The following is a 15559-nucleotide window of genomic DNA, read 5'->3' on the forward strand; positions in this document are numbered from 1 at the left end:
AGGTTATTCTCGAACCATCATTTTTTGCAAGATGAGTTTGCAAGTTGAAAAAATTTTATTAACATTTTTTTACAATTGAGTTGTACACTTTTTCAATGTGTTTTGTTTGTTCCTCAAGTGAAAAAACACTTTTTGCAAAATCATGACCTGGAATTGAGAAAATATTAAAACTTGGATTGATTAGCTCAATTTCATTTACCTTTAAATTTTCATCTTTTCCAATTAAGTCCAATCTCATATAATGAAAAGGATATTCCTGTTCAACTATTGAAATTATTTTATCAATAATTTCTCGTTCTTTACTACTAATTTTATATTTTTCTAAAATAGCACCATTATAATAATCAACGATTTTAATATTTTCATCAGAAGGCATGAAATTTCTTCTTGATAATGTGATTTCTTTATCAATAATCGCTATTTTTATTTCACCGTATTTTAAAAAATCATATTCAAATTTTTGAACGATTATTCTTTGAGAATTGATAATTTTTTGATAAGTTGAAGCATGTTTTTCAAAGGTATTATGATTATAACTTAAATAATATTGTTCTAATTCTTTTAACGACAGTTTTCCATCTAAAATAAGGATTCCTTTAGCCCTTTCTGAAATCAAAGGTTTTGCAATATAAATTTCTTTATCATTGTTTAATTGAATTAATTGATCTAAAGTTTCAATATTTGAAGTTGGAATAACTGGAACACCAAGTTTAGATAGATGAATCAAATATTCTTTGGAAGCATTTTGAATAATGGTTTCCACAGGATTCATAAATTTTGAATTAGGAAAATTTTTTCTTAAATAATCAATTAAATTGAAAAATTCTTCTGTTTGTTCAGATAAACCGTATGCTATGTTCTTAGATTCTATTTCTTTTCCAAAAACTCCAAAATAAAATAAATCTATTTCATCAAAAGGGACATTAATTTCTTTTTTAGATTTATAATCTAAAGCAATTAAATGATTTGAATTTTGATTTCTTCTACAATCAATTACATATGAATTAACTCCTTTTGATTTAAAAAATTCTAAATAAGGAGTAGCTTCGTCTGTAAATTGATATTCCTTTGTGTTCAAAGGATTCAAATATTCCGCAATTATACCGATTTTCATTTTTCTTCCTCTATACTTCTGCAATTCCTTCCTCAGAAACAGAATTAATTATAATATTTTCATTTGATTCAAATAAGGCTCTTTCAACTGCAGCTTTTGCAATAATCTCTGAAGGATTGATGAGAATATACGGTACTTTTTTTGGATCTAAAAGCATTGAAATCTCTGTGCACCCACAAATAATTAATTCAGCACCTGATTTTGTTAAATTATTTCCTGCCTTTTTTAGAAGTTTTCTTGGATATTTCTTATATTTAGATTTAATTCCCATCCTCCCATAAATTGATTCCATAACTAATAGTTCTTGATCTTCTTGATTTGGGATAATTGTTTTTATTCCTTCTTTTCTTAATTCTTCTTCATAAACTTTGCTTTTTATTGTTCCAGTTGTTGCAAGCAAACCTACTTTTTTAACATCAGGATAATTTTGAGAAATAAAATTAACTGTTTCTTGAATCATATTTAAAATAGGAATTTTTACACTTGATTGAACTTTATCAATAAAAAAATGTGCAGTATTACAAGGTATTAAAATAAAATCAGACCCTATTTGTTCGAGAACTTTTGCTGTTTTAATCATTTCGGGTATAGGATTTTTTCCCCCATATAAAATTGCCTTAGTTCTATCTGGTATTTTTGGGTTACTATAAATTATTGTTTGAATATGGTCTTGATCTTTTTTAGCCGGAGTTAGTCAAATTATTTGTTTATAAAGTTCATTAGTTGCTTCCGGGCCCATTCCACCTAATATTCCAATTTTCATTTTTAATCTTTCCTTTATTCTATTTCCGTTCCTTCAAATATTTTGAAAGTTTATTGATTTCCTTCTTTAGAAATTAAACTTTCAGGGACAATTGGAACTTTACCGCCCCAACTTTTAATAATAGTACCCAGCAATTTATTCAAATTTCACAATTAGAAAATACTATTTGCTGAACACTTCGTCGAATTAAAATAAGCTAATAAATACGTAAACAGTTTTAATTCTAATATACATTAATATAAGAAATCCTTTTATTAAAGATTTCCGATGAAATTTCTGCTTTTCCAAAATAATAAATTCACTTTCTATGCAAAATATATCTCAAATTGTTCCTAAATATTAAATAAAATTATATAGATCGGTCATCTTCATAGAGTTCACATTGAAAGCAGAATTAATTCTTCTATTTTCTATCATATGCATGTTCAATGTAATTGAAACTCATTTTCCTGGTCTATTAACTAATTTTTGGCTTATTGTATGAGAAATAGTTTGTGAACTAAATTTTTCGACAAGTAAGTTCCTCTCTATAAGATTTGAATTAGATTCTGCTGCAGTAGAAAGGCTGAAATTAAAAATAGAGAGAAAACACGATGGAAGATTTAAAATTTAAAATATATTAACTCATCAAGGTCGAAAAATAAGGGGCTCAGTTTATTCTAGAACCATCATTTTTTGCAATCAGATACTGTTTTCATCATTGCCCATCTAAGTATAATCATGCACCTCATTAAGAATTATCGATGATATTAAGATTTACATAAAGTTAAATGTATCAATCCTTAGATATTTCATATCCAAAAAAATTACTCACAATCTTGACGATATAGAATAAGTGTGTTATATTATGAAATTTAAGCGGAAAATGGAATCTATTTTACTAATCTATATTATATTTAAAAAATCTTTTATTTCAAACTTTTAGTTTAAGCTCATTAAGCCAAGACCATGCACAAAGAGAAAAACATGAGAGATCAAAAAGTGATTCTACAAAATTTGAATCGAAACCTGAATTATCGTTATTTAAAAGTATTATATTGAACCATCCTGAAATCTCACTTGATGATTTAGCTTTTAAAATGAATACAAATAAAGCCGATCTATTTACAAAATTAATACAATGGAGTGACCAGATTCCCTTTACTATTACTAATGGGTCCATTTTGGTGACTAATATTGAAGATTTTATTAAAAAACTTGATATCCAATTCGAGGAATGGGGTCAAGAAAATTCATTAAAATCGAAAATATAAACATACAATTTATCTAATCTTTTTTTGAAGAAGATAAAAAGGGAAATCTTCCTTTTGTGGATTATTTCTGCTTAGGAACGAAGACTTAAATTTTCAACATCTATAGTATGTACATACTTACTTCAATAAGATTGATATTTTTAATAGAAGAGATGAGATATGTTGTGAATGATAACTCTAAAATAGGATTAGCGATTTCCATTCTGGTAATAATTGGGCTATTTGTGTTAATTCCCTTTGATATGTACCCAGTAATCATTTTTGTGGTCTTTATTGTTGGATTATTACTTGCAATAGCATTTTCTGCCAAAGGACAGCAACTATTCTCCCGTGGTAGTAATGTCCAACGTTGGGAAATTGGCAAAAAGGAAATAACCCATTCTGAACAACAAGAACCTAAATATCAAAAAGAAATCGAATATAGGGAAGATATTGGAAATTCGGTTCTAAATAAGCTTGAGACAGTTCCAAATTCTCAAAAATCTGTATCCCCAAATCAAACCCAATCCGATTTTTCTCAATTTCAACAGATTTTGCTTCAAAAAAAAGAAATAACTATAAATGAAATGGCTCTGGAGCTTCACATGAAAAAAATTGATCTATTTGAAAAATTGATTAAATGGAGTGAGCAAATCCCATTTACAATTATCAAGGATAAAATTGTTGTAACAGACCTTAATAAGTTCATTGAACAGTTGGACGAGCAATTCCAAGATTGGGATAAAAATGAATCAATAAAAGCGGGTAAAATAACGATTAGTTAAATTTCATTTCAATATTAAAATGGACGAAAGGTATGAACTGTCCATTGCCATTTTTTTTGCAGATTCTTTAACAATTCATAGTATCGTGAAGCATTCTTTATAGAATAATGTTCATATTCTTCAATGATGGTCTTCACTGGAGATTCAAAGGTTCGCACATCTAACTTATCGATAAATTTACACCAACTCGCAATATGAAAATCTTTTTCTTCGATATAAAAGGGAAATATTTCACAATTGAATGGTTTAGCATCAGGAAATAAGCATCCATCTTGTCCCAGTAATGGACATCTACCCCGTGTCTTAGCTATAGCAAGGATTTCATAGAAATCTTCTTTTACAAGGGTCATTTTAGTTAACAAATTGGAATCGGGACAATGCCACCATCTTGAAGCTGCTTCATTAATAAATTTTTTATGAATTCGATAAACCACAAATTTTTGGCAAATTTTGGGTGGCAGTGTTCCTTGCCCAATTTCAACTAATGTATGGTATCCACACACTCCCGTAGGTATCCCATGACAACAAAATTTGCAATCTTCGCAATAAGGGATAGAAATAGTTGTGCTGGAATAAGAGTTCATAATAGGCGCCCGTTTCATTCCAATATTTTAATTAAGAAAAATGTGAGAAAAGAGCGTTCAAATCTAAGTCTGCAAAGCTTTCAATTACCAAATCGGCATCTTGAAGTTTATCCCTTGGAAAAGTATTTGCAATAGCTACAGTGTAAGCTCCACTAGCTTTAGCTGCAATAATTCCAGATAATGAATCTTCAATTACAATGCTTTGTTCTGGTTTTGAATTTAACTTCGCCATCGCGGTTAAAAATATATCTGGAGATGGCTTGGCATGTTTTACATCATCAGCGCAAATTATCATATCAAATTCATCGCGAAGCCCCGTTTCTGTAAGACTATAATTAATTTTGTCCAAGCTTCCAGAGGAAGCGACAGCTATTTTTAACTTGAGGGATTTAGCATCATGAATTATTTGCCGGATCCCTGGTACTGGGTCAAGATGATTTTTGGAGATTTGATAGTAAGTATCTTCCTTTTTTTTGGCCAGAACATGCAATAAATCTTTAGAGTAGTCGATGTCATATTTCTCTAAATAAAATTTAGCAGCATCAGTCGAATTTTTACCTAAAATTGCATTATAATCCGTCCCCACTTCTAAATTGTATTCTTTTTTCATTAAAACATTCCAAGCTCCGCAGCTAAATTTTTCAGAGTCCACCAATACGCCATCGCAATCAAAAATTATTGCTTCTAAGGTCATTAGAAATTAAAAATGCGTAAAGCTTAATAAAAAATATGATTCCATTTCTATACTCCACTAGCTTATTTCTTCTTAAAAGGATTGTTGCTGGGTCCTATTTTTAACTAACTTCTAAGAAAGATTTATTAATTGAACATCGTATATTTAAGATAATAGAAATGATGGGTATTGTTTCTGATCTCCTTGATTACATATTTTCAGGAATTGTTAAACTATTCTTGCCCCGAAATACTAGTAACAACTATGGAAAAGGTTGGCCGGTTATTGTCACGGGATTTATTGATATCACCTTAGTTCTAGCAGTGGTATTTGTCCCAATTTTTCTATGGAAAATTATTATTATCATTATCTTGGTGTATGGTATTATGATGTTTCTGGATTTTTTTATAGGATATTTAAATGTCAAAAATAAAGACTTGCCAGGAACTTTGAGATATTGTGAACGTTGTGCAAAGAATATGGGTCGATTTCGATCAGTTTGTCCAAGTTGTGGTTGGTCCTTAAAAGCAAAAAAACAAAAGAAGCAAGCGGAAGTCAAAGAAGAACCCTATCAAGATCTTTGAATTGAAATGAGTAAATAAAAAAAAGATGAATCTTGCATTTATTTAGCAATCATTTGAACATCACAGTGTTGTGGATATTCTACAGTACCACAATTCATTCCGCCAAATTTAGGATCAAGATTCATCCAACAGACTAGTTTTCCTTCATGAGGGATCATATCCCTGCCACAATGCTTTGGTAGGCTTTCTTCATGCCCACATTTTTCACATACTAATTTACTTACCATTATATTTTTTTCTCCATCTTTTAATATCATTTCTGAATTGATTTCATTACCAGAACGAGTCCCATGAGATATTTCGTCATTAATAACTTTGGATTTTTCATTCTGGGAATTAATATTCTCTTTTATTTTGTTCAAATCAAGCCGTTTTAATAATAACGCGGAAGTGACTACCGAAACAGAACTCAGAGCCATAAATAAGGAAGCTATTCCAGGAGGCACAAAAAACCCAAGAATTCCGAAAAATACACCCGCTGCGAAAGGGATTCCAATCAGATTATAAATTCCCGCCCAAAATAGATTCTGTTTCATTTTATTATAAGTTTTTTTTGAAAGAGTAATCGCTGCGATTATATTCTGTAATTCACCCTTAATTAATACGATGTCTGCTGATTCCATAGCTATATCTGTTCCAGATCCAATTGCAATACCCACATCCGCTTTTGTTAGTGCCGGAGCATCATTAATTCCATCCCCTACCATAGCAACAACTGCATTTGGACGACTTTGAATTTCTTCAATTTTCGCAAGTTTTTGAGATGGAAGAACTTCAGCGAAATATTCTTTTATCCCAATGGATTGGGCGATTGCTTTGGCGGTTTTCTCGTGATCACCAGTCAACATGTAAGTACGAATATTTTGCTGATGTAATTCTGCAATGACCGCCTTAGAATTCGGTTTTAATGTATCCATAATTGCCAAGATACCAATTATTGCTCCATTCTTTGCTACAAACACAACTGTGTTTCCTTGCGATTGCAATTGATCAATTTCATTTTTGGCCATCTGCAAAGAGATGTCTTCCTTTTCCGCAAATTTAAGATTACCTACAATTATTTTATCGCTACCGATTTTTCCCATGATTCCAAACCCAGGAATATTTTGAAAATCTTCAACTGAACTTAGTTTTATCTCTTTATCGAGTGCTTTTTCAATAATAGCCTTTCCTAATGGATGCTCTGATCCTTGCTCAATAGATCCCGCAAAATAGAGTACATCCTTCATTGTAGCTTGATTGAATGGAAGATTTTTTACCACATGGGGTTTACCCATGGTTAGAGTGCCTGTCTTATCAAATACTATATGATTGACTTTATGAACCGTTTCGAGACTTTCTCCCCCTTTAATAAGAATTCCCGATTTCGCCCCTAATCCCGTACCAACCATAACAGCGGTAGGGATAGCCAAACCTAAGGCACAAGGACACGAAATAACTATGACACTCACAAATCGGAGTAAAGAATCTTCAAAAGTATACGATTGTCCCCAAAACCAATAGGAAAAGGTGATTAATCCGATTGCTATGACAGTAGGTACGAATATATTGCTAATTTTATCTGCGAGTAATTGCATTGGAGGTTTTTCAGTTTGCGCACCTCGGACCATGTGAATTATTCGACTTAAAACGGTATCATTTCCAATTTTATCGACTTTGATTTTTAAAAGTCCATTTTGATTCACCGTTCCCCCAATAACAATATCTTCAGGGCGTTTTTTAACCGAAATAGATTCTCCTGTTATCATGGATTCATCCACACGAGAAATTCCTTCTTCTACAATACCATCAATCGGTATTTTTTCTCCTGGTTTTACCACAAGAATATCATTTAGATCAATCTCATCGATATCCACATCCACTTCAATACCGTCACGTAAAACTCGCGCAGATGTTGCTTTCAATTCCATTAACTTTGTTAAGGCGGTTGATGTTCTACCTTTAGCAATGGACTCTAACCATTTCCCCAAGGCTATGAAAGTAAAAATCATAACAGATTCTCCAAAAAAGATATCTCCATAGCCGGTAAATGTGGAATAAACGCTATAAAGATAAGCTGTTCCACTCCCCAATGCTATTAGAACATCCATATTGGTACTTTTATTTTTTAAACTGGAGTAAGCACCTCTATAGAAAAAGGAACCCACAACTATTTGAGAAATTGTCGTTAAACTAAATAAAACATATCGAATTGGTTGCATATAATCCATAAATATATCTGTAAACAAGTTGATTTGACCAATGGTGAATATTGGGAGCAATATGATAGCACTAACCAAAAAGAGACGCTTTTTATGTCGTATATCATCTTGATAGTTTTCTCGCTCTTGTTCTAAAATTCCTTGAGTTTTTTTACCTTCAATTCCAAGTTTATAGAACTCTTTCATCACTTTATTTTCTGAGATTTCTCCTGAATTAAAATTTATTTTGAACAATTTCTTTTCATCTATAAAAGTAACTGAATAAATACCTTGTATCATCTTAAGTGATAATATTGCTTGTGTAATCATTGAATTCTGAGTTGTGGGGTCTGTTGAAATTTCTAATCTCGAAAGAGTCGCTTTATATCCAATATCTTTTACAGACTTTAGAATTTCGTCGAGATTGACCTGATTTTTGTTAAAGCTTACCTTAGCGCTTTCTGTAGGAAGAACTACATCTACTCGTTGAATCCCTGGAAGGGATTTAAGTCTTGTATTAATTTTCAATGCACAATTCGCACATGTCATTCCTGAAATATTCAAATTTAATTCTATATCGTCTTTATCGAGATGATTTACTGGATTACTTAAGGAAGTTATATTCGTAGAATCATAGCCATTTTGAACCATATTATAAAGAATAATCTTCAAGATATTGAATTTCTTCAATATGAAAAATAATTATTCTGGGAAAATTGATTATATCAGAAAAGAAAATCGGACATATTTTATAGGATGAACCTAAATTGATCATAAAATAAGTAATAATTTGGGAAGGAAGCAAATCTATGGAATTAACGAAAAAATATCTAAAAGAAGCCATTTCTGGTGAATCTTCGGCGGTTGTGAAATATACGGCTTTTATGGAAACGGCGACACAAGAAGGATTTACAAATATCGCGTACCTTTTTAAAGCATTAATTGCTGCAGAACAAATCCACATTCAGAATCATCGAAAAGCGTTAAAAGACCCCGACTTTCAACCAAAACTCGAAAATTTTCAACAAAAAACTACTTTATTGAATATTGAAAATGCCATTGAAGGGGAACTCTATGAATATAAAACGATGTATCCAACATTCATGAAAGCCATTAAAAAGGAAAGAAAAACAATGTATGGAAAAGTGGGCTATTTATCCTTTGAATGGGCTCGAAATGTCGAAATTACTCATGCTAACGCTTTAAAAATCGCATTGTCGGCTCTCCAATCTGGAAAAGATCTTGGACCAACAGAAATCTGGGTATGTAAAGTCTGTGGTAATCTAGTTCTTGGTGATTTACCTTCAGAACCTTGCCCAATATGTAAACATGATCCTCACTTCTATAAATTAATTAAAAATGAATCTATCGAAACTGGAGAAAAATGAACTATGTCAAATAAACCCTATGAAGATAAATTTCACCTTGAAGGTGGAGAAGTTATCCGTCAAATCACTTTTGGGATGAATGATGGAGTAGTTTCCATTTTTGCCTTACTCGCTGGTGTTGCTGGTGCAGGTCAATCTCCCAAGACCATATTAATTACGCTTTTAGCTGCAACCATAGCGGGAGCACTAAGCATGGCTGCGGGAGAATTTATTAGCGGTAAATCTGAAAAACAGTTTTTTCAACATGAAATCGAGCAAGAACGTATGGAAATTCACCTCACCCCTGAGATCGAGATAGAGGAAATACGATTAATTTATCAAAAAAAAGGATTTGAAGGAAAATTATTGGAAGAAATTGTAGGACAAATAATCAAAGATGAAGATCGGTGGGTTCGTGAAATGGTTATTGAAGAATTAGGCGTGACAGATTTAGAACAAGAAACAAGTTTGAAAGAACCACTCATAATTTTCTTTGCTTTCATTTTAGGCTCACTCTTTCCAGTCTTGCCATATCTTATTTTCCAAACTGTATTTGACGGCACCATTATATTCTGGATCGCAACCATCTTAACTTTTGGAGGTCTATTTATGGCTGGGGCATTGAAAAAATTTGTAACAGGTGCAATATGGTGGAAATCCGGTATTGAAATGTTAATTGTTGGATTATTTGCTTATGGCGTTTCTTATTTCATCGGAAATCTTGTTGGTGTAGCAATCTAAAATTTTTTTTATTTCTAAAAAATTATTCAGTTCCTCGGAGTCAATTCCAAGAATTTATCATATTTTTAGGAGAAATATAACCGATTTATTCAAGAATATGAGACTGAATAGTAGTCTGGGTGTTAATTGAAAATTCAAAAGGGTGTATTCCTCATCAGATAACTAAATGTAATTAATAATCTTTAGGAGTTTTCGAATCAACAGAAATTGTATGTTTATTTCCTTCCCTTGGGCAATTATTTCATAAATTCATATTATAATCTTCCCTTACTGAATGAAAAAGTTTATTTTTAATATCGATATGTACAATCATACATATCGTGAATATAAATTCAATTTGAAAATATTCTCGATTATATCGTGATACATATGCTATGGAATATAGAATTGCCCAGAAATGATATTGATCATATTTCCAGCTATAAACTAGGATCAATAGAACGCAAACGACTAGAACAAGAATTAATAAAAATGAAATCTGAAGTAATTGAGATCCCTCTAATAATAAATGGAAATCCTGTAAAAACAAATAATTTTTTTGAAGTTAGGGCCCCTCATGATCATTCAATTGTACTTGCAAAAGCATATCTTGCAGAAGAAAAACATCTTGAAGAAGCAATTAACTCAGCAATAATTGCTCAAAAGAATTGGTCATCAATTGACTGGTATCACAGAGTTGTTATCTTTAAAAACGCAGCATCTCTATTGGCAGGTCCTAAAAGGATAGAAAATATCGCTGCCATAATGCTAAATCATTCAAAAACACCTTATGAAGCTGAAATTGATTTGGCAGAAATGATTGATTTTTTAAATTTTAATGCTAAGTATCTGGAAGAAATTTATCAAATCCAGCCAAATCAATCTATTAATGAGCGAAATCGATTTGATTGGCGCCCTCTAGAAGGTTTTGTTCTTGCAATTCCCCCATTCAATTTTTATTCTATTGGAGGTAATCTACCCACAGCACCTGCGATATCTGGAAATGTTGTATTGTGGAAACCTGCCAGAAGTGTAGTTTTTTCAAACTATAAAATTATGGAAGTTTTAATGGAAGCAGGATTACCGGCTGGAGTAATAAATTTTGTTCCCTTCAACAGTAATAATTCGAATATTATCTATAAAAATTCAAATCTCGCAGGATTTCATTTTACTGGAAGTTATGAGACCCTTGTTACAATATATCAAACGATCTCCCAAAATTTGAAATATTATAAAAATATTCCTCGAATAGTTGGAGAAACTGGTGGAAAGGATTTTATTTTCCTACATTCATCAGCAAATATTCAATCAGCAGCATTTAATATTGTTCGTAGTGGTTTTGAATATCAAGGTCAAAAATGTTCCGCATGTTCAAGAGTTTATGTTCCACAAAGCCAATGGGTTAACCTAAAACAAAAACTTATGATAATTCTTAAAAATTTTTCATTTGGAGATATTGCGAATCTTAATTGTGCTGGAGGGGCTATTATTAATAAAAACGCTTATGAAAAAATTGTATCCTACTTAGATATTGCAAAAGAAAATCCAAAAACCTATGAGATTATTTATGGAGGTTCTTTTGATTCAAGTAAAGGTTGGTTCATATCCCCTTGCCTCGTCCAATCTAAAGATCCCAGAAGTAAGTTAATGGAAGAAGAAATTTTTGGACCTATTGTGACAATCTATGTCTATCGAGATGAAGAATTTGAGTCAACTCTTAAAATTGCAGATGAAACTTCCCCATATGCTCTTACTGGAGCAATATTTGCCCAAGATAGATATGCTATTGAAAAAGCTGAAAAAATTCTAAGATTTGCAGCGGGTAATTTCTACATTAATGATAAACCAACAGGTGCTATAGTAAGTAGGCAGCCATTCGGAGGTACTCGTTCATCCGGGACTAATGATAAAGCAGGATCAAAATTAAATCTTCTACGATGGCTTAGTCCTCGTACAATAAAGGAAAACGCAGTAGCTGCAAATAATTGGAAACCTCCTTTTCTAGAATAATGATATAATAGGGATAAAGATTGAAAATTATAAATGATCTTTAGGTTGTTTCCAATCCGCAGAAGAACTGTATTTTTTTACTTCTCGTTGAGCTCTCTTGAGCGGTGCTAATGTACCAGGACCACCAACGCAACCGTAGGGACAAGCCATTCCTTCCACAAGTAGTGGTGAAGGATCGAGTTTCCCCTTTTCCAATTTTTTTAATAGAATCACACATTCTTTCAAAGTATCCGCAGCAATAAGTGGAATGTCGTGATCTTGTCCAATAATTGCTTTGGTTTGTTCTATAACTGCGTTTGCTACTCCACCTGCGACGGGAAAACCACGACCTAAAGCCGATGCATCATGCAGTTCTTCCGTACCCACCATTTTTGTTACATCAATATTATTTGCTTGAAATAGAGCTGAGAGTTCTTCAAAAGTAATAACAAAATCCACAAATTCAGCGACTTTAGGAATAAAACATTCTTCCTTTTTGGCGATGCAAGGACCTATGAAGACTACTATTCCATTAGGATCTTCTTTCTTGATTTGTTTAGCAATTTCTACCATGGGTGCAAAAGATTCGGATATATTGAGAGCAAAAGTAGAAGGAAATTTTTTTTCTGCCATCATTGCCCAAGCGGTGCAGCAACTTGTCCCAACAAATGATCTACAATCATCTTTTTCATCAGAATTTTCGATACATTTCTCTCGTTTCTCGATTAATTCAATCAATTCTTCTGCTTCATTTACTACCACGACATCTGCACCATAGGCCACTTCGCGCACATCTTTGAACCCTAGAGTTTTTAATGCTTCAATTAACATTGGGGGTTTAACCAATGGTCCGAATTGGCTTACAAATGCTGGAGCAATCTCAGCATAGACAGAATTAGGTCCTTTTAAAGCAGACAAAACTTGTACTATCTCAGATTTTTCAGCAATAGCACCAAATGGACAGGAAACAATGCACATTCCGCATGAGACACATTGATCGGAATCGATTTCTGCAAATCCATCATCATCTGAATGTATTGCATTGACTCCACAAGCAGCAGCACAAGGTCTTTCCCGATAAACAATTGCATTATAAGGACACACTTGAGCACATTTCCCACACCGAATACATTTTTCCTGATCAATAAATGATTTGCCCGATGGTAAAATAGATACACAATTTTTTGGACAGACTGTTGTGCATGGATGAGCGATGCATCCTCGACACAAATCTGTAACTAAATAGGAATGTTCTGGGCACCTTTCACATCCAACTTTAATTACATTTACAATCGGTCGTTTGGCAACCTTTCGATCTGTTATCATATTGATGACATCATCATCATTGATTGGACCGTGAGCTCCAAATTCTTTAAGATCCATACCAAAGGCAAGCCGAACTCTTTCACGTACAATGGCTCTTTCCTTGAACACCGATTCACGATAAGTGGGGGTGTCTGTATTTATGATTTTATATGGAATATGTTCAATATAACTGGGGAGTTTGTCTTGCACTATCATTCGAGCCACAGCGGATAAAACTCGACGACGAATATCGGTGACCGGAGTATAAAGCCCCCGCATCTTCTCAAAAATATTCAAGGATGGTAATGGCATAAGCTATCGCATTTTTTTATTGTATTTAGTAGAAAAGATATAATTAAGCTTTTAGATCTCTGATAATTTCCATTAACTTATCGGCTGTCATGGAACTATAAATTTCATTATTAATGACTACGGTTGGGGATAACACACCTTCATTGCCACAAGAATTTTGGCATGGAACACTTTCAATTTTGCAGTGTTTCTGAATAAAAGAATCATTTTCTGCCAAGTCGAGCAGCTCTTGTCCACCATGGGTCAAACAGTTCATTCCGCAACATATTTTTAAATTAATCTTTTCCATTAGTTTCTTCCCCATTTTATTTAGAACATATTTGAATTTGAATTTATTCACCCTAGGATATTAATGCGTCACTATTATTACCCCTAAGTGATATTATTGAAAAGAGAAGTAATGAAAGAATATGATTTAATAGTTGTTGGTAGTGGAGTTGGATTAACTGTTTTAAGCTCAGGATTACAACGTGGGTTGTCTTGTGCACTAATTGAAGATGCTAAAATGGGTGGTACGTGTTTAACGCGAGGATGCATCCCGAGCAAAGTTTTAGTTTATCCTGCAGATGTTATTCGCGAAGCAGATCATGCAAAAAAGATCGGTCTTAGTATAAATTTCAAGCATTTTGATTGGCAATTAATTAGTGAACGAATGTGGAGCCAAATTGATGAAAGTGAAGGGATAGAACAAAGTTTGAGTCAAGCTCCGAATTTAAAAATATTTCGGGGTGTTGGTGAATTTACAGGAAAATATTCGCTGAAAGTAAAATTGAATGAGACTGGAGAATACTCCGAAGAATTCAAAGGAAAACAGATTATTTTAGCATCAGGAGGAAGATCTTTTATACCTCCGATTGAAGGATTAAAGCAAGTTGATTTTGTTACAAGTGAATCCTTTTTTGGAGATAAATTTCCAGAACGACCCTGGAAAAGTCTAACGATAATTGGCGGTGGGGTGATTGCTGCCGAATTTGCTCATATTTTTTCAGCATTTGGAACGAATGTAACAATTGTTGAAATGTTACCTCGATTAGTTCCTACGGAAGAACCAGAAGTGTCGAAAATTTTGGAACAAAGTTTTTCAAAACATCTCTCCGTTTTCACAAATCATAAAGCAATTCGTGTAAAACAAAATGGGAATTTGAAAGAATTATTCATTCAAAATCTCGAAACGAACGAAATTAAAACGATTCAAAGCGAAACGCTGCTAATTGCAACAGGAAGGCGTTCTAATGCGGATGTATTGAGGGTGGAAAATGCCAATATTGAAACGACGAAAACAAATTGGATTAAGACAGACAAATTCTTACAAACGAATATTCGAAACATCTGGGCAATAGGAGATGCAACGGGTAAATATCAATTTCGACATAAAGCAAATTACGATGCGGAAATTGTTGTTAGAAATATTTTTGGGAAAAAGGAAAAGACGATGGTGGATTACTCTGCGGTACCTTGGGCAATTTTTACTTATCCACAGATTGCTCATGTTGGGTTAACAGAAAAGGAAGCAATTGATCAAGGTAATCAAATCTATACGGCAGTTAAAACTTATTCTTCTGTAGCAAAAGGATTTGCAATGGGATTAGAGGATACTGATGGACTATTTAAATTAATTGTAGATTCAGACTATCATATACTCGGAGCTCATGCTATTGGACCTCATGCAGCAACATTGATTCAACCAATTGTGTATTTGATGAATGCGGGTTTTTCATGCGGAAATCAAGAATTTAAGATAGCAAACAATCTTCGAAAATTCACTAATGCTTGTCCGGAAGCGGGTTCATTTATGCCAATATATAAATCTATGGTTATCCATCCGTCTCTAAATGAAGTAGTTGGGTGGGCTTTAGGAAATTTACAACCAGTCAATATTGAGCATTCTCATCACTAATTTTTTCTTATTATTTTTCTTTTAGGTTCTTAACACCTTCTCTCGTATGATCAA

At 32.8% G+C, this 15559-nt stretch carries 13 protein-coding genes and 1 pseudogene; 7 read left to right on the plus strand and 7 right to left on the minus strand.

Annotated features, from left to right (window positions below):
* Positions 1-58: 58 nt before the first annotated feature.
* Both NEF87_RS01415 and NEF87_RS01420 read right to left on the minus strand, forming a co-directional pair.
* Positions 59-1114 carry a hypothetical protein gene (locus NEF87_RS01415; protein WP_457918317.1) on the minus strand — a complete coding sequence of 352 codons (1056 nt, stop codon included), beginning with the start codon at positions 1112-1114 and terminating at the stop codon, positions 59-61.
* Positions 1115-1124: 10 nt separating this feature from the next.
* Positions 1125-1793 (minus strand): annotated as a pseudogene (locus NEF87_RS01420) (aspartate/glutamate racemase family protein); the annotation flags it as partial.
* A 1163-nt stretch (positions 1794-2956) separates the two neighbouring features.
* On the opposite strand from NEF87_RS01420, the gene NEF87_RS01425 reads away from it, so the two are divergent.
* Entirely contained in the window at positions 2957-3130 is a 174-nt protein-coding gene (locus NEF87_RS01425; RefSeq protein ID WP_371804600.1) for a hypothetical protein, read from the plus strand.
* Positions 3131-3294: 164 nt separating this feature from the next.
* Complete coding sequence (locus tag NEF87_RS01430; RefSeq protein WP_457918318.1) at positions 3295-3894, plus strand: hypothetical protein; 600 nt, start codon at positions 3295-3297, stop codon at positions 3892-3894.
* Between the two features lie 14 nt (positions 3895-3908).
* On the opposite strand, the gene NEF87_RS01435 is transcribed toward NEF87_RS01430, so the two are convergent.
* Both NEF87_RS01435 and NEF87_RS01440 read right to left on the minus strand, forming a co-directional pair.
* Positions 3909-4478 carry a hypothetical protein gene (locus NEF87_RS01435; protein WP_457918319.1) on the minus strand — a complete coding sequence of 190 codons (570 nt, stop codon included), beginning with the start codon at positions 4476-4478 and terminating at the stop codon, positions 3909-3911.
* A gap of 31 nt (positions 4479-4509) precedes the next feature.
* Complete coding sequence (locus tag NEF87_RS01440) at positions 4510-5172, minus strand: HAD family hydrolase (protein WP_457918320.1); 663 nt, start codon at positions 5170-5172, stop codon at positions 4510-4512.
* A gap of 158 nt (positions 5173-5330) precedes the next feature.
* On the opposite strand from NEF87_RS01440, the gene NEF87_RS01445 reads away from it, so the two are divergent.
* The gene (locus NEF87_RS01445; protein WP_457918321.1) at positions 5331-5735 is read left to right on the plus strand and encodes a hypothetical protein; all 405 of its coding nucleotides are present in this window, start codon (positions 5331-5333) and stop codon (positions 5733-5735) included.
* Between the two features lie 38 nt (positions 5736-5773).
* On the opposite strand, the gene NEF87_RS01450 is transcribed toward NEF87_RS01445, so the two are convergent.
* Positions 5774-8566 carry a heavy metal translocating P-type ATPase gene (locus NEF87_RS01450; protein WP_457918322.1) on the minus strand — a complete coding sequence of 931 codons (2793 nt, stop codon included), beginning with the start codon at positions 8564-8566 and terminating at the stop codon, positions 5774-5776.
* A gap of 158 nt (positions 8567-8724) precedes the next feature.
* On the opposite strand from NEF87_RS01450, the gene NEF87_RS01455 reads away from it, so the two are divergent.
* The 3 genes from NEF87_RS01455 (at position 8725) to pruA (ending at position 12012) form a co-directional block, all read left to right on the plus strand.
* Positions 8725-9303 carry a rubrerythrin family protein gene (locus NEF87_RS01455; protein WP_457918323.1) on the plus strand — a complete coding sequence of 193 codons (579 nt, stop codon included), beginning with the start codon at positions 8725-8727 and terminating at the stop codon, positions 9301-9303.
* Positions 9304-9306: 3 nt separating this feature from the next.
* Positions 9307-10023, plus strand: a complete 717-nt coding sequence (locus NEF87_RS01460; protein WP_457918324.1) for a VIT1/CCC1 transporter family protein — start codon at positions 9307-9309, stop codon at positions 10021-10023.
* Positions 10024-10392: 369 nt separating this feature from the next.
* Positions 10393-12012: an L-glutamate gamma-semialdehyde dehydrogenase gene (pruA, locus tag NEF87_RS01465; RefSeq protein ID WP_457918325.1), complete on the plus strand. Its 1620-nt coding sequence runs from the start codon at positions 10393-10395 to the stop codon at positions 12010-12012.
* A gap of 27 nt (positions 12013-12039) precedes the next feature.
* Here the strand turns inward: pruA and NEF87_RS01470 are convergent, their stop codons facing one another.
* Together NEF87_RS01470 and NEF87_RS01475 are read right to left on the minus strand one after the other, a co-directional pair.
* Complete coding sequence (locus NEF87_RS01470; RefSeq protein ID WP_457918326.1) at positions 12040-13608, minus strand: monomeric [FeFe] hydrogenase; 1569 nt, start codon at positions 13606-13608, stop codon at positions 12040-12042.
* A 43-nt stretch (positions 13609-13651) separates the two neighbouring features.
* A complete protein-coding gene (locus NEF87_RS01475) occupies positions 13652-13897 on the minus strand; it encodes an NAD(P)H-dependent oxidoreductase subunit E (RefSeq protein ID WP_457918327.1) in 246 nt (81 codons plus the stop codon).
* Positions 13898-14008: 111 nt separating this feature from the next.
* Here NEF87_RS01475 and NEF87_RS01480 point away from each other — a divergent pair, with 111 nt between their 5' ends.
* Positions 14009-15505, plus strand: coding sequence for a dihydrolipoyl dehydrogenase family protein (locus NEF87_RS01480; RefSeq protein WP_457918328.1), 1497 nt, complete (start codon positions 14009-14011; stop codon positions 15503-15505).
* Positions 15506-15559 lie beyond the last annotated feature (54 nt).

This window comes from Candidatus Lokiarchaeum ossiferum, assembly GCA_025839675.1.
In the GTDB taxonomy this organism is placed as follows: Archaea; Asgardarchaeota; Lokiarchaeia; order Sigyniarchaeales; family Promethearchaeaceae; genus Lokiarchaeum; species Lokiarchaeum ossiferum.